Annotated in this window: 15 protein-coding genes; 11 read left to right on the forward strand and 4 right to left on the reverse strand. The window is 73.9% G+C overall.

Annotated elements, in window-relative coordinates:
- Positions 1 to 4: 4 nt before the first annotated feature.
- A complete protein-coding gene (locus tag ACWCPN_RS20365; protein WP_451207920.1) occupies positions 5 to 1,855 on the reverse strand; it encodes a SpoIIE family protein phosphatase in 1,851 nt (616 codons plus the stop codon).
- A gap of 265 nt (positions 1,856 to 2,120) precedes the next feature.
- On the opposite strand from ACWCPN_RS20365, the gene ACWCPN_RS20370 reads away from it, so the two are divergent.
- The 3 genes from ACWCPN_RS20370 to ACWCPN_RS20380 all read left to right on the forward strand — a co-directional run bounded on the left by ACWCPN_RS20370 (position 2,121) and on the right by ACWCPN_RS20380 (position 5,337).
- Positions 2,121 to 2,969 (forward strand): GNAT family N-acetyltransferase, encoded by an 849-nt coding sequence (locus ACWCPN_RS20370; RefSeq protein WP_451207923.1) that lies wholly within the window; start codon positions 2,121 to 2,123, stop codon positions 2,967 to 2,969.
- A gap of 20 nt (positions 2,970 to 2,989) precedes the next feature.
- Positions 2,990 to 3,520, forward strand: coding sequence for a GNAT family N-acetyltransferase (locus ACWCPN_RS20375; protein ID WP_365129482.1), 531 nt, complete (start codon positions 2,990 to 2,992; stop codon positions 3,518 to 3,520).
- 113 nt (positions 3,521 to 3,633) lie between these two features.
- The gene (locus ACWCPN_RS20380) at positions 3,634 to 5,337 is read left to right on the forward strand and encodes a proline--tRNA ligase (protein ID WP_392295191.1); all 1,704 of its coding nucleotides are present in this window, start codon (positions 3,634 to 3,636) and stop codon (positions 5,335 to 5,337) included.
- A gap of 113 nt (positions 5,338 to 5,450) precedes the next feature.
- Here the strand turns inward: ACWCPN_RS20380 and ACWCPN_RS20385 are convergent, their stop codons facing one another.
- Genes ACWCPN_RS20385 through ACWCPN_RS20395 form a run of 3 tightly spaced genes read right to left on the reverse strand, consistent with a single transcriptional unit; the run spans position 5,451 to position 7,442 of the window.
- Positions 5,451 to 6,359 carry an aminoglycoside phosphotransferase family protein gene (locus ACWCPN_RS20385; protein ID WP_451207928.1) on the reverse strand — a complete coding sequence of 303 codons (909 nt, stop codon included), beginning with the start codon at positions 6,357 to 6,359 and terminating at the stop codon, positions 5,451 to 5,453.
- Positions 6,360 to 6,411: 52 nt separating this feature from the next.
- The gene (locus tag ACWCPN_RS20390; protein WP_451207931.1) at positions 6,412 to 6,897 is read right to left on the reverse strand and encodes a ferritin-like domain-containing protein; all 486 of its coding nucleotides are present in this window, start codon (positions 6,895 to 6,897) and stop codon (positions 6,412 to 6,414) included.
- Entirely contained in the window at positions 6,894 to 7,442 is a 549-nt protein-coding gene (locus ACWCPN_RS20395; RefSeq protein WP_451207935.1) for a hypothetical protein, read from the reverse strand. The genes ACWCPN_RS20390 and ACWCPN_RS20395 overlap by 4 nt, the downstream gene beginning before the upstream one ends.
- Before the next feature lie 228 nt (positions 7,443 to 7,670).
- On the opposite strand from ACWCPN_RS20395, the gene rimP reads away from it, so the two are divergent.
- The 8 genes from rimP (at position 7,671) to ACWCPN_RS20435 (ending at position 19,109) form a co-directional block, all read left to right on the forward strand.
- Positions 7,671 to 8,180 carry a ribosome maturation factor RimP gene (gene rimP, locus ACWCPN_RS20400; protein ID WP_199212212.1) on the forward strand — a complete coding sequence of 170 codons (510 nt, stop codon included), beginning with the start codon at positions 7,671 to 7,673 and terminating at the stop codon, positions 8,178 to 8,180.
- Positions 8,181 to 8,182: 2 nt separating this feature from the next.
- Positions 8,183 to 9,181 carry a transcription termination factor NusA gene (gene nusA, locus ACWCPN_RS20405; RefSeq protein WP_199212213.1) on the forward strand — a complete coding sequence of 333 codons (999 nt, stop codon included), beginning with the start codon at positions 8,183 to 8,185 and terminating at the stop codon, positions 9,179 to 9,181.
- 101 nt (positions 9,182 to 9,282) lie between these two features.
- Positions 9,283 to 9,579, forward strand: a complete 297-nt coding sequence (locus ACWCPN_RS20410) for a YlxR family protein (protein ID WP_199212214.1) — start codon at positions 9,283 to 9,285, stop codon at positions 9,577 to 9,579.
- A 149-nt stretch (positions 9,580 to 9,728) separates the two neighbouring features.
- The gene (infB, locus tag ACWCPN_RS20415) at positions 9,729 to 12,791 is read left to right on the forward strand and encodes a translation initiation factor IF-2 (protein WP_451207939.1); all 3,063 of its coding nucleotides are present in this window, start codon (positions 9,729 to 9,731) and stop codon (positions 12,789 to 12,791) included.
- Positions 12,792 to 13,005: 214 nt separating this feature from the next.
- The gene (locus ACWCPN_RS20420; protein WP_359556302.1) at positions 13,006 to 13,299 is read left to right on the forward strand and encodes a DUF503 domain-containing protein; all 294 of its coding nucleotides are present in this window, start codon (positions 13,006 to 13,008) and stop codon (positions 13,297 to 13,299) included.
- A 51-nt stretch (positions 13,300 to 13,350) separates the two neighbouring features.
- On the forward strand, positions 13,351 to 13,812 hold the full coding sequence (rbfA, locus tag ACWCPN_RS20425) for a 30S ribosome-binding factor RbfA (RefSeq protein ID WP_199212216.1): 462 nt from the start codon (positions 13,351 to 13,353) through the stop codon (positions 13,810 to 13,812).
- A complete protein-coding gene (gene truB / locus ACWCPN_RS20430; protein WP_451207942.1) occupies positions 13,809 to 14,714 on the forward strand; it encodes a tRNA pseudouridine(55) synthase TruB in 906 nt (301 codons plus the stop codon). Before rbfA ends, truB begins: the two co-directional genes overlap by 4 nt.
- 810 nt (positions 14,715 to 15,524) lie before the next feature.
- Positions 15,525 to 19,109, forward strand: a complete 3,585-nt coding sequence (locus ACWCPN_RS20435) for a trypsin-like peptidase domain-containing protein (RefSeq protein WP_451208058.1) — start codon at positions 15,525 to 15,527, stop codon at positions 19,107 to 19,109.
- Positions 19,110 to 19,167: the final 58 nt, after the last annotated feature.

A 19,167-nucleotide genomic window follows, 5' to 3' on the forward strand; every position in this document is an offset into this window, starting at 1 on the left:
CGCCTCATGCCTCACGTTCGCCCCGGGTCGGGTCCTGCACCGGAGCGTCCTCCTGGACCGAGCCGGGGGCGGCGCGGTCCGGGGCGGCCGGGCTGTAGGGGGACTGCGGGGGCGGCGGGGGACTCAGGTCGCCGGGGGCGCCCGCGCCGGCGGCCGGCAGCCGCAGCGCGAGCAGGGCGACGTCGTCACCGCTCGGCCCTATCCGCTTCAGCAGCTCGTCGCAGAAGTCGTCCACGGTGCCCTGGTCCAGCCGCCCGGCCAGCATCGCGGCGTGGTGGCGCAGCCTGGCCATGCCGAGGTCGATCGGCCGGTCCCGGCTCTCCACGAGACCGTCGGTGTAGAGCAGCAGCGTGCACTCGGCAGGCAGCTCCTCGGCGGCGTCCGGCCAGCTCAGGCCCAGGTGCAGCGTGGCGCTCATGCCGATCAGCGGGCCGTGCCCGCCGGTCAGGAACCGCGCGTCGCCCCCGCGGGTCACCAGCAGCGGCGGCGGGTGCCCGGCGTTCACCCAGCGCAGCCGCCAGGGCCCGCCCTCGGGACCCTCGATCCGCGCGAAGAGCAGCGTGGCCATCGGGGCGTCGCTGGTGTTCGTCACCGCCTCGTCGAGACGGCGCATGATCACGCTGGGCGGCTCCCGGTCGACCCAGGCCAGCCCCCGCAGCATGTTGCGGACCTCGGCCATGTGGGCGGCGGCCTTCAGGTCGTGCCCCACCACGTCCCCGATCACGAGGGCCATCACCCCGTCGCCGAGCAGGAAGGCGTCGTACCAGTCGCCGCCGATCTCCATCGCCCGCTGCGCGGGCAGGTAGCGCGCGGCCATCCGCAGATGGTCCACCTGGGGCAGCGGGGCCAGCAACTGGCGCTGCATGGTCGCGGCGACGTTGCGCTGCTCCTCGTAGAGCCGCTCGTTGTCCAGCACCAGCGCCACCCGCCAGCCCAGGTCGGCGAGGAGCCGCACCTCGGCGTCGGTGAACGCGGGGGAGGCGTCGGCGCGGCCGACGGTCAGCATCCCGTAGTGGTGCCGGCGGGCGCGCAGCGGCACCACGACGGCCGAGTGACCGCCGAGCCGCTCGAACAGCGGCCCGTGGGTCGCGGCGAGCGGGGCGTCCCCGTCCCGCAGCTCCGCCGCGACGAGCAGCATGGGCTCCTCCTCGCCGGTCGCCCGCGTCAGCGCCCGCCGCGTCCTGGGCGGCAACGGTGGCAGCGGCCCCTCCAGCCGCTTCGCCCGTCGCGGGTGCGCGGGACAGCGGACGGCGACCCGCTCCAGCGCGCCCGTGCGCTCCGAGCGCAGGGCCACCGCGGCCCAGTCGCCCAGCTCCGGGACGAGCATCCGCAGCACCCGGCGCATCTGGCCGGTCGGGTTCCGGGCCGAGATCAGCACCGAGGAGATCTTCGACACCAGGTTCAGCCGGGCCGTGAGCGCCTCCAGGGCGCTGGTGCGCGCCGCCGCCCGCCGCTCGGCCTCCCGGTGCAGGCTGAAGTCGCTGAAGACGATCGCCAGCCCCGCCCTGCGGCCCGCCAGCCGCAGGGGAGTGGTCGCCCAGATGATCGGCACGGTCGTGCCGTCGGCCCGCAGGAAGTACTCCTCGCTGCCCTGCCCGACGGAGCGGTTGTCGTGCAGCGGAGCCCGCATCAGGCACTGCTCGCGGGGCACCTCGCTGCCGTCGGGACGGCGGTGCAGCAGGTCGTGCGCGTCCTGGCCGAGCATCTCGCCGGCCACCCGGCCCAGGAGCTGCTCCGCCCACGGGTTGACGTACGTGATGCGCCCGGCCAGGTCGACGGTGAAGACACCGGTGCCCAGGTCGCGCAGGATCGCGTGCGGGAGCCCCGGCTCACCGCTCGCGTCAGCCCCGCTCATGCGCTCACGCCCTCGTCGTCGTCACGGACGGCCGTCCGGTGTTCCGGTACCGCGCGTTCCGGCACCGCACCCGTCACGTTCCCGTCGCCGCCCGAAAAATAGGTTCTTAGGGCATTTTCGCCTTCGCCCGCGGACCGCTCCGTCTCCGGCACGGCGTGTCGCCGCCCGCCCCCTGCCCGCCCGGGTCCGCTACCGGGGGGCGGCGCCGCCAGGAATCCGCAGGTACAGTGCGGAGATCAGCAGAACCCCAGCGTGAGGCCCGCCCGTGTTGACCCAGACCACCTCCCGGGTGCTCGAACCGAGCGACCTTGACGCCGCGCTCGCGGTGCTCCACCGCGAGCCGGTCGCGAACGCCTTCGTGACCTCCCGGGTGCAGGTCGCGGGCCTCGACCCCTGGCGGCTCGGCGGCGAGATGTGGGGCTGGTACGAGGACGGCATGCTCACGTCCCTCTGCTACGCCGGCGCCAACCTCGTCCCCATCTGCGCCACCCCGCGCGCGGTGCGCGCCTTCGCCGACCGCGCCCGCAGGGCCGGCCGCCGCTGCTCCTCCATCGTCGGTCCCGCCGACTCCACCGCCCAGCTCTGGCGCCTGCTCGAACCCCACTGGGGTCCGGCCCGCGAGGTCCGCGCCCAGCAGCCCCTGATGGTCACCGACCGCATGCCCCACGGCATCGCCCCGGATCCCCGCGTCCGTCGCATCCGCAAGGACGAGATGGAGACGATCATGCCGGCGTGTGTGGCGATGTTCACCGAGGAGGTCGGGGTGTCCCCGCTGGCCGGGGACGGCGGCCTGCTCTACCAGGCACGGGTCGCCGAACTCGTCGGCTCCGGCCGCTCCTTCGCCCGCCTCGACGAGCACGGCAAGGTCGTCTTCAAGGCGGAGATCGGCGCGGCGACCCCCCAGGCCTGCCAGATCCAGGGCGTGTGGGTGGCCCCCGAGTACCGGGGGAGGGGCCTGGCGGCGCCCGGCATGGCGGCGGTGCTGCGCTACGCCCTGGCCGACGTGGCGCCCGTGGTCAGCCTCTACGTGAACGACTTCAACACCGCGGCGCGGCGCACGTACCGCCGGGTGGGCTTCCAAGAGGTGGGAGCCTTCATGAGCATCCTCTTCTGAGGCCCCTGTACCCTCCCCGCATGGACCTCGTGATCGGCCCCCTGGACCTCGCAGCCCACGTCGACGAGGCCCTGTCCGTCCAGGCCCTCGCCTTCGGACTGGGCCCGGAGGAAGTGGCCGTACGCCGCCAGATCGTCCAGCGCCACATGCAGTACCCGGGCGCCCGGGCCCTCGGGGCGACGACCGGGCAGGGCCACCTCGTGGGCTTCGTCTACGGCATGCCCAACTCCCGCGGCCACTGGTGGTCCACCGTCGTGGAGCCCTACCTCCGCGCCGTGCGGAACGAATTCTGGCTGGACGACTCCTTCGTCATCACCGAACTGCACGTCCACCCCGACCACCAGAACCGGGGCGTCGGCCGCCGCCTGATCACCACCATCACCGACGGCGCCGACGAACCCCGCTCGATCCTCTCCGCGATCGACGTCGAGAGTCCCGCCCGCGGCCTCTACCACTCCCTCGGCTACATCGACCTCGCCCGCCAGGTGCACTTCCCGAGCGCCGCCAAGCCGTACGCCGTGATGGGCGCCCCCCTGCCGCTGCGCAGGTGATAACCGATTTCCACCGGCACAGCCCGCCCGGCTAACCTCCTATGCCATAACCCTCCCCCACTCCCGGCTCCGCCCGAGCGGGGGGACCACCATCCGGCAGGAGTACGACAACCATGGCGAACGCACCGGTCCAGCGCATGTCCCAGTTGATGGCGAAGACGCTGCGCGACGACCCGGCGGACGCCGAGGTCCTCAGCCACAAGCTCCTCGTCCGCGCGGGCTACGTCCGCCGCACCGCCGCGGGCATCTGGTCCTGGCTGCCGCTCGGCAAGAAGGTCCTCGCCAACGTGGAGCGGATCGTCCGCGAGGAGATGGACGCCATCGGCGGCCAGGAGGTCTCCCTCCCCGCCCTGCTGCCGCGCGAGCCCTACGACGCCACCGGCCGCTGGGACGAGTACGGCCAGGAGCTGTTCCGGCTGAAGGACCGCAAGGGCGGCGACTACCTCCTCGGCCCGACCCACGAGGAGATCTTCACCCTGCTGGTCAAGGACCAGTGCACGTCCTACAAGGACCTGCCGGTGATCCTCTACCAGATCCAGTCCAAGTTCCGTGACGAGGCCCGCCCCCGCGCCGGCATCCTGCGCGGCCGCGAGTTCCTGATGAAGGACTCCTACTCCTTCGACCTCGACGACGAGGGCCTGGCCAAGTCCTACGCCCTGCACCGCCAGGCCTACCAGAACATCTTCGACCGGCTCGGCCTGGACTACCGCATCTGCGCGGCCACCGCCGGCGCCATGGGCGGCTCGAAGTCCGAGGAGTTCCTCGCCCCCGCCGAGGCCGGCGAGGACACCTTCGCCGACTGCCCGAACTGCGACTTCGCCGCCAACACGGAGGCGATCACCTACGAGCTGCAGCCGGTGGACGGCTCGGACGTCCCCGCGCTCGAGGAGATCCCCACGCCCGACACCCCGACCATCGAGACGCTCGCCGCCTCGCTCGGTGTCCCGGCCTCGGCCACCCTGAAGAACCTGCTGGTCAAGGTGGACGGCGAGATCGTCGCCGTCGGCGTGCCCGGTGACCGCGAGGTGGACCTCGGCAAGCTGGAGGAGCACTTCGCCCCGGCGGCCGTCGAGATGGTCACCGAGGCGGACTTCGCCGGCCGCCCCGACCTGGTGCGCGGCTACGTCGGCCCGCAGGGCCTGGGCGACAAGGTGAAGTACGTCGCCGACCCCCGCGTGGCCCCCGGCACCGCCTGGATCACCGGCGCCAACAAGGAGCACACGCACGCCAGGAACGTCGTCGCCGGCCGTGACTTCGAGGTCGACGAGTACGTGGACGTCGTGGTGGTGCGCGACGGCGACCCCTGCCCGAAGTGCGGCACCGGCCTGAAGCTGGACCGCGCCATCGAGATCGGCCACATCTTCCAGCTCGGCCGCAAGTACGCCGACGCCCTCAAGCTGGACGTCCTCGGCCAGAACGGCAAGCCGGTCCGCGTGACCATGGGCTCCTACGGTGTCGGCGTGTCCCGCGCGGTCGCCGCCCTCGCCGAGCAGCACGCCGACGAGCACGGCCTGGTCTGGCCCAGGGAGGTCGCCCCGGCCGACGTGCACGTCGTCGCCGCCGGCAAGGCGGTGCAGACCGAGCTGGCGCTCGACGTCGCGGAGCGGCTGCGGGCCGCCGGCCTGCGCGTCCTGGTCGACGACCGGGCCGGTGTCTCCCCGGGCGTGAAGTTCACCGACGCCGAGCTGATCGGCGTACCGCAGATCCTGGTGGCCGGCCGCCGCTCCGCCGAGGGCGTGCTGGAACTCAAGGACCGCAAGACCGGCGAGCGCGAGGAACTGTCCGTCGAGGACGCCATCGCCCGTCTGTCCGCCTGACACCGAGGCCCCCGCGCCCCGCGCCCCGTCGGGGGCGCGGGGCGCGCTGCCGTCGGCTGCTGGGAGCGGTACCGACCGGGTGCCGTAGAGCCCGGAGTCCGGCGAGCGTCGGGCTACAGCCAGCCCGCGAATTCGAGCAGGAGCTCGGCGTCCTTGGGGCGGCCCACTCGCAGGGCCCGGACCCCGGACTCCACGGCGCGGAACAGGGTCCAGCCGCGCAGCCGGTCCAGGTCCACCTCCAGGGACTCCGCGAGCCGCTTGATCCGGCGCCGGGTGGTGGACGCGCCGGACGGGTTGGCGATCAGGTCCTCCACCCGGTCGCGCACCAGCCGCGCGAGATCGAAGGCGCACTCGCCGACCACCGGGTCCGGGCCCACCGCCAGCCAGTGCATCCGCTCCCCGGCGAGCACCTTGCTCTGCCGGAAGGTGCCGTGCAGCAGCCGGTGGTCCGGCGGAGCGGCCAGCAGTTCCGCACGGGCCGTGAGCGCCGCGTCCACCAGCGGTGCGGTCTCCGGCTCGGTCAGCGCGCCCGTCCGCATCGCCTCGGCCTGCCGCCCGGTCCGCTCCGCCACCGTCTCGAAGGCGGTCCCGTCCGGTGGCTCGACCCACAGCCGCCGCAGCGTCCCCGCCGCCTCCAGCAGCGCCTTCGCCTCCGGCAGCGACCGCACCGACACGTCCGGGTGCAGCCGCTCCAGCAGCAGCGCCCCGTCCGCGCTGTCCCCGTCGTCCGACTCCAGCAGCTGCACGGCGCCCCGTCCCGCCCAGTGCGCCAGCGCCGCCCGCTCGCTCTCCGGCCGGGCCCGGCCCGGGGCCAGCTTCAGCACCGCCGGAGCGCCGTCGGCCCGCCGGACCAGGACCACCAGACTGCTGCGGCCGCCCGGCACCTGGACCCGTTCCACCGTCAACTCGCGCCGCGCGACCGTCCGTTCGGCCGTCTCCGGCAGCCGTGCCAGCCAGTCGTCCCCGGCCGGCGCCGTCTCGGCGAGCGCCCGCACCAGGCGCCGGGGCGGTTCGAAAACCATGCGCGAGTCGTTTCCTTCCTCTCCTGGGCCTGCCCCACGGGCGGCCCCGCCGTCACCTCGACGGGGACGCCGAGGTACTGGGCCCCGCCGCACCGGTGTCGTCACCGGTCCGTTCGGCGAGCCCAGGGAAGGCTACGCTCTCCCCGCTCCAGCGCACCGCCCGCACCGCGGCCTCCCGCAGCGCCCCGGCGGCCGCGCCGCGCCGCTCCCCGGTCGTCGCCCGCACCAGGTCCGAGTAGACACCGGCCACCCGCTCCTCCAGATCGGCGGCGAGCCGCACCGCGGCCGCGGAGTCCGCCACCGGGAACGGCAGCGCGTAGGCGGCGCTGGAGGCGACCGGCTCACCGCCCAGCTCACGCACCTCCCGGACCAGCGCGTCACGGCGTGCCCGGTGGGCGTCGTAGGCCGCCCGCGCCTGCTTCCGCCGCTTGTCGCCGACGCGCCCGCCGACGACGCCGTACCCGTACACCGCGGCGTGCTCCGCCGCCAGCGCGGCCTGCAGCGCGGTCAGTTCGGCCGATCCGTCCCGCTCGCTCACTTGGCCCCCTCGGTCAGCAGGTACGCGTGCGCAGCCCCGGACGCCGCCGACGACGCCATCAGCCGGGCCAGTTCGCCCGGCACGTCCAGCAGGTCCTTCGCCCGGCGGTCGGCCAGGCTCCGCTCGGCGGTGGCGAGGAACGCCAGCGCGTCCTTCTCACCGGCGGGCACGGTCAGGGCCGGCGAGGACGCGGAGTCCGCCGGTGCGGTGGAACCGGCGGAGGCGGACGCCGGCGCCTGCGTGCCGGTGGCGGTGCCGGTGTGGCCGGCGAACGCCGCCCGGTGCGCCGCGACCTGAGCCCGCAGCGGTTCCAGCGGCCCCGCCAACGCGGGGTGCGCGGCGAGCACCGCGTCGTACCGCTCCAGCAGCCCCTCGCTGTCCCGGGCCGCGCGCGCGCGTGCCCGCGCGCTCACCGAAGAAGCACCGCCGGCGGCGGAGTCGGGGCCGGCCGAGCAGCCCACCAGCAGGGCGGCCCCGGCGGCCGAGGCGAGCAGGGATCTTCTGCGCGGACCCGAGGGGGTGCGCGGCGGCGGGGAGTACGACACTGCAGACGTCCTCGGGCACTCGTACGGAGGGAACGACGGGGAACGGCAAGGAGGGGCAACGGCCGTGGGACGGGCTGTCCGTGATCACCGTACCCGCGCCCCGCCGGTACGCCACTCACCGGCACCGCGCGTACACAGGTGGACGGCAACACTCCCTGCGACCGGATACCCTTTGACCAGACACGCGACCCATCCCACAACAGCACACGCGGCCGAGGAGTCACCCGGATGAGCACCACCCAGAGCGAGAGGCTGCGAGAGCTGCTGGAACCGCTCGTCACCTCTCAGGGGCTCGACCTCGAAGAGATCACCGTGGAATCCGTCGGACGCAAGCGTGTGCTGCGCGTGACCGTCGACTCCGACACCGGAGCGGACCTGGACCGGATCGCCGATGTGAGCCGCGCGCTCTCGGCGAAGCTCGACGAGACCGACGCGATGGGCGACGCCACGTACGACCTGGAGGTCGGCACCCCCGGCGCCGAGCGCGCCCTCACCGAGCACCGGCACTACGTGCGCGCCACCGACCGGCTGGTCAGGTTCCAGCTGGCCGAGGGCGGCGAACTGGTCGCGAGGATCCTCGAGGTGGACGAGGACGGCGTCGAGGTCGAGGTGCCCGGGGTGAAGGGCCGCAAGGCGACCGCCCGCAGACTCGCGTTCCCGGAGATCGCGAAGGCGCGCGTCCAGGTCGAGTTCAACCGCAAGGACAAGAAGGACATGAAGGAAGAGGAGGAGGCGTAGCCGTGGACATCGACATGAGCGCCCTGCGGGGCTTGGTGCGGGAGAAGGAGATCTCCTTCGACCTGCTGGTCGAGGCGATCGAGTCGGCCCTCCTCATCGCCTACCACCGCACCGAGGGAAGCCGCCGGCACGCGCGCGTGGAGCTCAACCGGGAGACCGGGCACGTGACCGTGTGGGCGAAGGAGGACCCGGAGGACCTCGAGGAGGGCCAGGCGCCCCGCGAGTTCGACGACACCCCGTCCGGCTTCGGCAGGATCGCCGCGACCACCGCCAAGCAGGTCATCCTGCAGCGGCTGCGCGACGCCGAGGACGACGCGACGCTCGGCGAGTACGCCGGCCGTGAGGGCGACATCGTCACGGGCGTGGTCCAGCAGGGCCGCGACCCCAAGAACGTGCTCGTGGACATCGGCAAGCTCGAGGCCATCCTGCCGGTGCAGGAGCAGGTGCCGGGCGAGACGTACCCGCACGGCATGCGCCTGCGCTCGTACGTCGTCCGGGTGGCCAAGGGCGTCCGCGGCCCCTCGGTGACGCTCTCCCGCACGCACCCCAACCTGGTGAAGAAGCTCTTCGCCTTGGAGGTGCCGGAGATCGCCGACGGCTCGGTCGAGATCGCGGCGATCGCCCGCGAGGCCGGTCACCGCACCAAGATCGCCGTACGGTCCACCCGTTCGGGCCTGAACGCCAAGGGTGCCTGCATCGGCCCGATGGGCGGCCGGGTGCGCAACGTCATGGGCGAGCTGAACGGTGAGAAGATCGACATCGTCGACTGGTCGGACGATCCGGCCGAGATGGTGGCGAACGCGCTGTCACCCGCCCGGGTGAGCAAGGTGGACGTCGTGGACCTGGCCGCCCGGTCCGCCCGGGTGACCGTGCCGGACTACCAGCTCTCGCTGGCGATCGGCAAGGAGGGCCAGAACGCCCGGCTCGCCGCCCGGCTGACCGGCTGGCGGATCGACATCCGGCCGGACACCGAGCAGGCCGAGGACCGGGACGGGGAATAGATCCCGGCCGAGTGACGCTGAGAATACGTCACGCTGCAGCAAGCAACTGTTCGACTTTTCCCCCGAAGGGGTGAGGTCGGCGCGGGGAGGTAGACTTAGGAGTGTCTGGCCGGACGCGAGCCCGCGCATGCCCTGAACGCACCTGTGTGGGGTGCAGGCAGCGAGCGGCCAAAGACGCTCTGCTGCGGACCGTGGCGGATCAGGAACAGTGCGTTCCCGATCCTCGCGGTACGCTGCCCGGCCGGGGTGCGTACGTACACCCCGACCAGGTCTGTGTCGACCAGGCGGAACGCCGTCGGGCGTTCCCTCGGGCGCTCCGCGTCCCCGGGCCGCTCGACGTAAAGGCGTTGCGCCGGTACGTCGAGCGACAGACAGTTGCCGAGCAGGCAACACCGTAAGAAGCGAGCCGCGCGGAACCCCCCGTGCGGCCTGGTACCTCGCGAGTCGAAAGCAGGTCGAGATTGCGATGAGCACTCGATGAGTACGCGATGAGTACGCCCATGAACTAGCGACGGTCCGGACGCAACCCGGACCTCAGAGGAGCGAAGTGGCTAAGGTCCGGGTCTACGAACTCGCCAAGGAGTTCGGTGTCGAGAGCAAGGTCGTCATGGCCAAGCTCCAGGAACTCGGTGAATTCGTCCGTTCGGCGTCTTCGACGATCGAAGCGCCCGTTGTACGCAAGCTGACCGACGCCTTCCAGGGCGGTGGCTCCGGCAAGTCCGCCGGCAAGCCCGCCCCCCGTAAGGCTGCCCCCAGGCCCGCCGCGCCCTCTCAGGCGCAGGCGGCCCGTCCGGGTGCCCCGAAGCCGGGTGCCCCCAAGCCGCCGGCCGCCCCGCAGCCCGCGGCTCCGTCCGCCCCCGCGGCCTCGACGCCGGCCCCCGGCCCGCGTCCGGTCCCGGGTCCGAAGCCCGCGCCGCGTCCGGCCCCGGCCGCCCCGGAGTTCACCGCTCCGCCGGCGCAGACCCCGCAGGCTCCGCAGACCCCGCAGGCTCCGGCCGCGCAGGGCCCGCGTCCCGGCGCCCGTCCCGGTGCGCCGAAGCCCGGTGGCCGTCCCGCGGCTTCCGGTCAGGGCCAGGGTGGCCGTCCCGGCCAGGGTGCCCCGCGCCCCGGTGGCCAGGGTGCGCGTCCGGGTGCCCGCCCGGCCGGCCCGCGTCCGGGCAACAACCCCTTCACGTCCGGTGGTTCCACCGGCATGGCGCGCCCGCAGGCGCCCCGTCCGCAGGGCGGCCCGCGTCCCGGCGGCCCCGGTGCCCCCGGCGCCGGTCCCCGTCCGCAGGCCCCCGGTGGCCAGGGCGGCGGTCCCCGTCCGCAGGCTCCGGGCGGTAACCGTCCGTCGCCGTCCGGCATGCCCCGCCCGCAGGGCGGCCCGCGTCCCGGCCCGGCCGGTCCGCGTCCGAACCCCGGCATGATGCCTCAGCGTCCCGCCGCCGGCCCGCGTCCCGGTGGCGGTGGCCCCGGCGGCCGTGGTCCCGGTGGCGGCGGTCGTCCCGGTGGCGGCGGCGGTCGTCCGGGTGGCGGCGGCTTCGCCGGTCGCCCGGGTGGCGGCGGTGGCGGCTTCGCCGGTCGTCCCGGTGGTCCCGGTGGCGGCGGTGGCGGCTTCGCCGGTCGTCCCGGTGGTCCCGGTGGCGGCGGTGGCCGTCCCGGCTTCGGTGGCCGTCCCGGCGGTCCCGGTGGCCGTGGTGGCACGCAGGGCGCCTTCGGCCGTCCCGGCGGTCCCGCGCGTCGTGGCCGCAAGTCGAAGCGGCAGAGGCGCCAGGAGTACGAGGCCATGCAGGCCCCGAGCGTCGGCGGCGTGATGCTGCCGCGCGGCAACGGCGAGGCCATCCGCCTCTCCCGCGGCGCGTCGCTCACGGACTTCGCGGAGAAGATCAACGCCAACCCGGCGTCCCTCGTCGCGGTCATGATGAACCTCGGCGAGATGGTCACCGCCACGCAGTCCGTCTCCGACGAGACGCTGCAGCTCCTCGCCGACGAGATGAACTACACGGTTCAGATCGTCAGCCCCGAGGAGGAGGACCGCGAGCTGCTCGAGTCCTTCGACATCGAGTTCGGTGAGGACGAGGGCTCCGAGGAGGACCTGGTCGTCCGTCCGCCGGTCGTGACCGTCATGGGTCACGTCGACCACGGTAAGACCCGACTGCTCGACGCCATCCGCAAGACGAACGTCATCGCGGGCGAGGCCGGCGGCATCACCCAGCACATCGGTGCCTACCAGGTCGCGACCGAGGTCAACGAAGAAGAGCGCAAGATCACCTTCATCGACACCCCGGGTCACGAGGCGTTCACCGCCATGCGTGCCCGTGGTGCGAAGTCGACCGACATCGCGATCCTGGTCGTCGCGGCCAACGACGGCGTCATGCCGCAGACGGTCGAGGCGCTCAACCACGCCAAGGCCGCCGAGGTGCCGATCGTCGTCGCGGTCAACAAGATCGACGTCGAGGGTGCCGACCCGACCAAGGTGCGCGGTCAGCTGACCGAGTACGGCCTGGTGGCCGAGGAGTACGGCGGCGACACGATGTTCGTCGACATCTCCGCCAAGCAGGGTCTGCACATCGACTCGCTGCTCGAGGCCGTGGTCCTCACGGCCGACGCCTCGCTCGACCTGCGGGCCAACCCGAACCAGGACGCGCAGGGCATCTCGATCGAGTCCCGTCTCGACCGCGGCCGCGGTGCCGTGGCGACGGTCCTCGTCCAGCGAGGCACGCTGCGGGTCGGCGACACGATGGTCGTGGGCGACGCCTACGGTCGTGTGCGCGCCATGCTCGACGACAACGGCAACAACGTCGCCGAGGCCGGACCCTCGACGCCGGTCCAGGTCCTGGGCCTGACCAACGTCCCGGGTGCGGGCGACAACTTCCTGGTGGTCGACGAGGACCGTACGGCCCGTCAGATCGCCGAGAAGCGCGCCGCCCGTGAGCGCAACGCCGCGTTCGCCAAGCGCACGCGCCGCGTGTCGCTGGAGGACCTGGACAAGGTGCTCAAGGCCGGCGAGGTCCAGCAGCTGAACCTGATCATCAAGGGTGACGCTTCCGGTTCCGTCGAGGCCCTCGAGTCCTCCCTGCTCCAGCTGGACGTCGGCGAAGAGGTCGACATCCGCGTCCTGCACCGCGGCGTCGGTGCGGTCACGGAGTCCGACATCGACCTGGCGATGGGCTCGGACGCCATCGTGATCGGCTTCAACGTCCGCGCGGCCGGCCGCGCTGCGCAGATGGCCGAGCGCGAGGGCGTGGACGTCCGGTACTACTCGGTCATCTACCAGGCGATCGAGGAGATCGAGGCGGCCCTCAAGGGCATGCTCAAGCCGGAGTACGAGGAGGTCGAGCTCGGCACGGCGGAGATCCGCGAGGTCTTCAAGTCGTCCAAGCTGGGCAACATCGCCGGTGTGCTCATCCGGTCCGGCGAGGTCAAGCGCAACACCAAGGCGCGCCTCATCCGCGACGGCAAGGTGGTCGCGGAGAACCTCAACATCGAGGGCCTGCGTCGCTTCAAGGACGACGTCACCGAGATCCGCGAAGGCTACGAGGGTGGTATCAACCTCGGAAACTTCAACGACATCAAGGTCGACGACGTCATCGCGACGTACGAGATGCGAGAGAAGCCGCGGGTGTAACACCCCACGGTTCGCCGCCGGCCGGCGGGACTGCGGTCCCGCCGGCCGGCGCGCCGTTGCCCCGGGGGCTCCGTCCCCGGGGCAACGGTCCGGCCGACGGTGCCGTGGAAACCCTGTCGAGCCACCGGCGGGTACGGGGTACCGTTCTTGGTGTCCCCGGCCATACGGTCCCGGGGCCACCGATCCCGTACCGGCGGGTGAACCGGTTACACACATGTACGTGGGGACTCTGTCCTTCGACCTGCTCCTCGGCGACGTCCACTCGCTGAAGGAGAAGCGCTCCGTCGTCCGCCCGATCGTCGCCGAACTCCAGCGCAAGTACGCGGTGAGCGCGGCCGAGGTGGACCACATGGACCTCCACCGGCGAGCGATCATCGGCATGGCCATGGTCTCCGGCGACACGGCGCACCTCGCCGACGTACTGGACCGGTGCGAACGGCTGGTCGCCGGTCGCCCCGAAGTGGAACTGCTGTCCGTGAGACGGCGCCTCCACGGTGAAGACGACTGACGACGACCAACCCACAGAACGCCAGAAGAAGAAAGAACGGGAGACGGACCAGTGGCCGACAACGCGCGGGCGAAAAGGCTGGCGGACCTCATCCGGGAGGTGGTGGCCCAGAAGCTGCAGCGCGGGATCAAGGACCCGCGGCTCGGCTCGCACGTCACCATCACGGACACCCGGGTCACGGGTGACCTGCGGGAGGCGACCGTCTTCTACACGGTCTACGGGGACGACGAGGAGCGGCAGGCCGCGGCCGCCGGCCTGGAGAGCGCCAAGGGCATCCTGCGCTCCGAGGTCGGCCGCGCGGCCGGGGTGAAGTTCACGCCGACCCTCACCTTCGTCGCGGACGCCCTCCCGGACACCGCCCGGACCATCGAGGACCTGCTCGACAGGGCCCGGCAGTCCGACGCGGCGGTCCGCGAGGCCTCCGCGGGCGCGGCGTACGCGGGCGGCGCCGACCCGTACCGCAAGCCGGGCGAGGACGAGAACGCCGAGACGGACGGCGACGCCGCGGAATGACCCAGAAGCACACCACGCCCGACGGCCTTGTCATCGTCGACAAGCCGTCGGGCTTCACTTCGCACGACGTGGTCGCCAAGATGCGCGGCATCGCCCGGACCCGCCGGGTCGGCCACGCCGGCACCCTCGACCCGATGGCGACCGGCGTGCTGGTCCTCGGCGTCGAGCGCGCCACCAAGCTCCTCGGGCACCTCGCGCTGACCGAGAAGGAGTACCTGGGCACCATCCGCCTGGGCCAGAACACGCTCACCGACGACGCCGAGGGGGACATCACCTCCACCACGGACGCCTCCAAGGTGACCCGGGACGCCATCGACGCCGGCATCGCCAAGCTGACCGGCGACATCATGCAGGTGCCGTCCAAGGTCAGCGCCATCAAGATCAACGGTGTGCGGTCGTACAAGCGGGCCCGGGAGGGCGAGGAGTTCGAGATCCCGGCCCGCCCGGTCACCGTGTCCTCCTTCGCGGTGTACGACGTCCGGGACGCCGTCGCCGAGGACGGCACCGCCGTGCTCGATCTGATCGTCTCGGTGGTCTGCTCGTCCGGCACCTACATCCGCGCCCTCGCCCGTGACCTGGGCGCCGACCTGGGCGTCGGCGGTCACCTCACCGCGCTGCGCAGGACGCGCGTCGGGCCGTACAAGCTCGACTCCGCGAAGACGCTGGACCAGCTCCAGCAGGAGCTGACCGTGATGCCCGTCGCCGAGGCGGCCACGGCCGCCTTCCCGCGCTGGCAGGTGGACGTGCGGCGCGCCGGGCTGCTGCTCAACGGCGTCCGCCTGGAGATGCCCGAGGAGTACGCGGGCGCCGGTCCCGTCGCCGTGTTCGACCTGGAGGGCCGGTTCCTCGCCCTGGTCGAGGAGCACAAGGGCAAGGCGAAGAGCCTGGCCGTCTTCGGCTGACCGGAGCCCGGCTCCGGCCGGAGCGCGAGTCTGCCCGTGGAGCGGCGGCGGCCACGGGGTACCGCCACTGCCGCCGCTCCACGGTTCCCCCTCGGTTCCCCCACTCCTAGGGTGTATCCAACCCCCTGCGCTCATTCACCCGTCCGGGCAGGCGCTCGGAGTGAACCGGGGGAGCGGAAGGGGGCGCTTTCGCCGCGCGAACTGTCCCGCTGATCATCCTCGGCCTACCGTCGAAGACGAGGGCACGTGTGTACGGGCGGGGAGGGTACGGCCATGGCGGCACAGGACGAGAAGCCAGAGCCCCCCGACGTCTTCGACCCCGCCCGCCCCGAGAGCGACACGGTCTTCCCGGACCGCAGGGGCGGCGACGCCGGCGGGGCCACCGCCCCGGACCGTTCGGGCCCGGACGGCCTCATGGACGGCACCGGCGTCGCGGACCGTGCCGGTGGACCGGGTGGGGCGGACGCCCCGAAGCAGACCGTCAACGCGACCTGGGCCGGCCTCCCGGGCTGGATCGCCGCCCCGAGGGCGCCTGGCGACCCGAGCGGGTCCGCCGCCCGGGGCCGGACCGCCGACTTCAGGGGTGCCGACGCCCCGGGTGGGCCTGGTGAACCGGGTTCGGCCGACGTTTCCGGTGGGACCTGCGGCCGATGGGACGCCGACGGCCCGGAGCCGATCGACGGGCCCCCCGGCCCCGGCGGCCCGTGCGATCTCAGCGGTGTCGCCGCATGGGGCGGGTCCGGTGGCCCGGGCTTGGCCGATGTTCCGGGTGGGATCGGTGCCCTGGAGTCCGCCGGCGGGCTGACGGTCATGGGTGGACCGAGCGGAGTCGATGATCAAAGTCGGGCCGGTGACCTGGGCCGGGCCGCTGTTCCGGGGCGGGCCGTTGCCGTCGGCCATGGCGGCGGTACGGACCGGGGAGGGTTCGACGGGCTCGTGCAGATTCGTGATCTGGCCGGGCGACCCCGTGGGACGGGGTTTCTCGCTGATCATCGCGGCACCCTCCTCACCAGTCACGAAGCCGTCGACGGGCTCGGGCGGCTCGTACTGCACGCCGCCGGGCAGCGGACCTGTCTGGTCGGTGCCGAGGCCGTCACCGCGCTGCCCGAACTGGGCCTGGCCCTGGTCCGTACGGAGGGGTTGGACCTGGCGCCGCTGCCACTGACCGTTCGCGAACGTGTCGAGGCCGGTACCTATGTCCGAGTCGCCGCGGGCTGCTGGCGCGAGGCACGGCTGCTGGCCGCCACCCAGGTGACCTACACCGCCACCGACCGCTTCCACCTCATCGAGGACGCCCTGGAACTCGCCATCGGAACGGCGGGCCAGGACGCCCTCCGGCTCGGTGGTGGCGCGGCCGGGGGACCGGTGCTGGACGCCGGGACGGGCGCGGTGCTCGGCGTGCTCGGCACCGCCCTGCACTCCGACCGGCGCGACACCGGGTTCGCGGTGCCCCTGCGACCGGCGGCCGAGGGCCCGCTCGCCGACCTGCTCGCCCGCAACGCGGCGACCGTGCCCGCCCACGGCGCCGATCTCAACCTGGCCGGAGTCCTCGAACTGACCGCGACCTCGGTGGGCCAGGACGGGCCGCCCGGCGCCCTGGCCGGGCACACCGGGGCGGCCGGCCTCGCTCCGGTGCGACCGGTCGGACGCGCCGAAGTGACGGACGAGTTGAACGTCTTCGCCGAAGCCCTCGCCGATGCCGATGCCGATGCCGATGGCGGGACCGTCGCGGGCCACGCCGTGCTCGGGCTCGTCGGCGACCCGGGCAGCGGCCGTACGACGGAACTGGGGGCCCTCGCCGCCCGCCGCCACGGTGCCGAGCGGCCCGCCCCCACTCTGTGGCTGCGTGGCGCCGATCTGGAGGACACCGACGAGTCCGTGGCCGACGCGGTGGGCCGCAGCCTGGCGCGTGCCGCGCGCATCGTCGCCGCCGGTCCCGCCGCGCCCCCCGCGGACACCGCCGCCCTCACCCCCGAGCGGGTGGCCGGCCTCGCACGGCGGGCCGGCCGCCCGCTGCTGCTCCTGCTCGACGGACCGGAGGAGATGCCGCCCGCCCTCGCCCGTCGGCCGGCCGACTGGATCAGGGGCACGGCGCAGTGGCTGGGAGAGACCGGCACGCGGCTGGTGGTGGCCTGCCGGGAGGAGTACTGGGAGCGCGCCGGCGCCGAGTTCCCCGCCGGACTGCTCCACTCGCCCACGGGGGCGGACGCCGGGACCCCGCTGCCGCCGTGCGTCAGGATCGGCGATCTCACCCGCGAGGAGGCCCGCGAGGCCCGTGCCCGTTACCGCATCCCCGAGGGAACCCTCGGCCACCGCGACGCCCGGCACCCGCTCACCCTGCGCCTGCTCTCCGAGGTCCGTGCCGCCCTTCCGGACGACACGTCCCCCTCCGGTCCCGTGGACCGGCACGAGGTATTCGCCGCCCACCTGGACCTGATGTGCCTGCGCGTCGCGGTCCGTCTCGCCGCCGAGAACGGCCTGCGCGGCACGGCCGTACGGCGGCTCGCCGCCCGGGTGGCCGGGCAGGTGCACCAGGCCGCCCGGCGCAGCCTCGGCACCGGACAGGGCGAACTGGACCGGGAGTCCTTCGACGCGGTGTTCCCCTGGGGGCCCGCCCCGGCCCGCCTGGGCGGCGGCTCCGGCTGGGCCTCCGCCGTCCTCGCCGAAGGCCTCCTGGTCCCGGCCGGCGACGGCTACCGCTTCGCCCACGAGGAACTGGCCGACTGGATCCAGGGCCTGCACCTCGACCTGGACGACGCCCTCGACGCCCTCGTCCACCACCCCCGCACCCCGGGGGACCCGCGCCTCGCGCCCCTGCCGCACCACCGGGCCGGCCCCGTGGTCCAGGCCCTGCTCCTCCTCGCCCGCCAGCGCGGTCACCGCGAACTCGGCCTGCGGTTACGGGAGTTGACAGACGCCCTGGACATGGAGCCGAGCGCCTGGTGGCCCGCCCGTCTCCTCGCCCGCACCCTGCTCGCGGTCCCGGACGCGACGCCGTACACCGGGGTGCTGCGTGTCCTCGCCGACCACATCGTCACCTGGCGCCGCGAACAGCGTCCCGTACCGGCCGAGTTCGGGCCCGCCTTCTGGACCGCACTGCCCGTGCCGGTCGAGGAGTGCCTCGCGTTGCTGCGCGAGCTGGTCCTGGCGGACACCGCGCCACCGGAGCCGGCCGACGCGGGCGGACGCCACCTCGACGCCGTGGCCCGGCTGCTCGCCGACCGGCCCGGTGCCGTACAGCCGCACCTGGCCGGCTGGTTCGACGACGAGCGGCCGCTGCCCGCGACCCCGGACGCCACCGTGGCGACCGCCGCCCAGGCGCTGCTGCACACCCATCGGCACGGGGCCCTGGACGACCTCACCGAGGTCCTCGTGACCCGTGAGCACCCGCGCGCCGACGAACTGCTCGCCGTTCTCGCCGAGGACGAGCCCTCGGCGGTCTGCCGGGCCGTCGACCGCTGGGCGCACGACGGCCGCGCCGCCCGCCGCGCCGCGGCCGTCGTGTCCGGGCTGCGCACGGCCCCCCACGTCCACTCGGCGGCCGACCGGGAGCTGCTGCGCTACGCCGCCCTCGCCCTGCTCGCCCGTCCCGCCGACCGCACCCTGCACGGCGGCGCCCTCGCCCTCCTGGTGCTCGACCCCGGGACCCGCGACCGGCACCTGACCGAGGCGCTGCGCCACTTCACCGACGGCGATCCGCTGTTCCCGCCCGGCGCCCTGGTCCCGGCCCTGACCACCCATCCCGAGCCGGTCCTGGAGGCGCTCCGCGCCCGCCTGGGCGGCGACGACGGTCCGGGCGCCGCAAAGACGCTGCGCACGCTCGCCGACGTCACCCACCAGGCCGTCGCCGGCCGGGTCGCCGCGCTGGTCCGGGAGGCGGTGCGGACGCGCCCGGAACTGGCCGCGCCCGCGGCCGACTACCTGGACCGCTGCCTGGACCGGGGCCCCGCCGCCCGCTCCGTCCTGCCGCCCCTGGTCACCGGCCTGCTCGACGACGGCCCCGAAGAGGTCAGGACGGCCCTCGCCACCGTCCTCGCCGCCCCCGGAGCCCCCGCGTCCCGGCCCCTGCGGCGCGAGCTGCTGGACCTCCTGCTCGCCCGCGAGCGGGAGCCGTCCGTCCTGGACGCCGTCCTGTACGCCGCGGTCCCGCACGGGGACGGCCGGGAGGCGGAGCTGCGCGCACTGGTCCACCGCACCGGGCTGCTCCTCGTCCGCACGCCCGACGGCGCCACCCGCTTCGACTGCGCCCTCGTCGACCTGGCCCGGCACGCGCCCGGCTTCGCCGCCCGGATGGCCCGCTGGCTGGGCGAGGCCCCCGGCGACTGGGCCGCGCTGGTGGGCCCCAGCGCCCACCGCATGATCGACAACCTGGCCGGCGTCCGCGTACCGGCCTGACCCGCCGGGGAACGTGCGCCCGGTCACAGCCTCCATGCCGATGCGGGGGCCGGGCACC

It is taken from the genome of Streptomyces sp. NPDC002386, from assembly GCF_053593175.1.

Bases quoted from the DNA above. Each gene is read 5' to 3' on its own strand.
- ACWCPN_RS20365 (WP_451207920.1), bottom strand. From the start codon at position 1,855: ATGAGCGGGGCTGACGCGAGCGGTGAGCCGGGGCTCCCGCACGCGATC.
- ACWCPN_RS20375 (WP_365129482.1), top strand. From the start codon at position 2,990: ATGGACCTCGTGATCGGCCCCCTGGACCTCGCAGCCCACGTCGACGAG.
- ACWCPN_RS20380 (WP_392295191.1), top strand. From the start codon at position 3,634: ATGGCGAACGCACCGGTCCAGCGCATGTCCCAGTTGATGGCGAAGACG.
- ACWCPN_RS20385 (WP_451207928.1), bottom strand. From the start codon at position 6,359: ATGGTTTTCGAACCGCCCCGGCGCCTGGTGCGGGCGCTCGCCGAGACG.
- rimP (WP_199212212.1), top strand. From the start codon at position 7,671: ATGAGCACCACCCAGAGCGAGAGGCTGCGAGAGCTGCTGGAACCGCTC.
- ACWCPN_RS20420 (WP_359556302.1), top strand. From the start codon at position 13,006: ATGTACGTGGGGACTCTGTCCTTCGACCTGCTCCTCGGCGACGTCCAC.
- truB (WP_451207942.1), top strand. From the start codon at position 13,809: ATGACCCAGAAGCACACCACGCCCGACGGCCTTGTCATCGTCGACAAG.
- ACWCPN_RS20435 (WP_451208058.1), top strand. From the start codon at position 15,525: ATGGGTGGACCGAGCGGAGTCGATGATCAAAGTCGGGCCGGTGACCTG.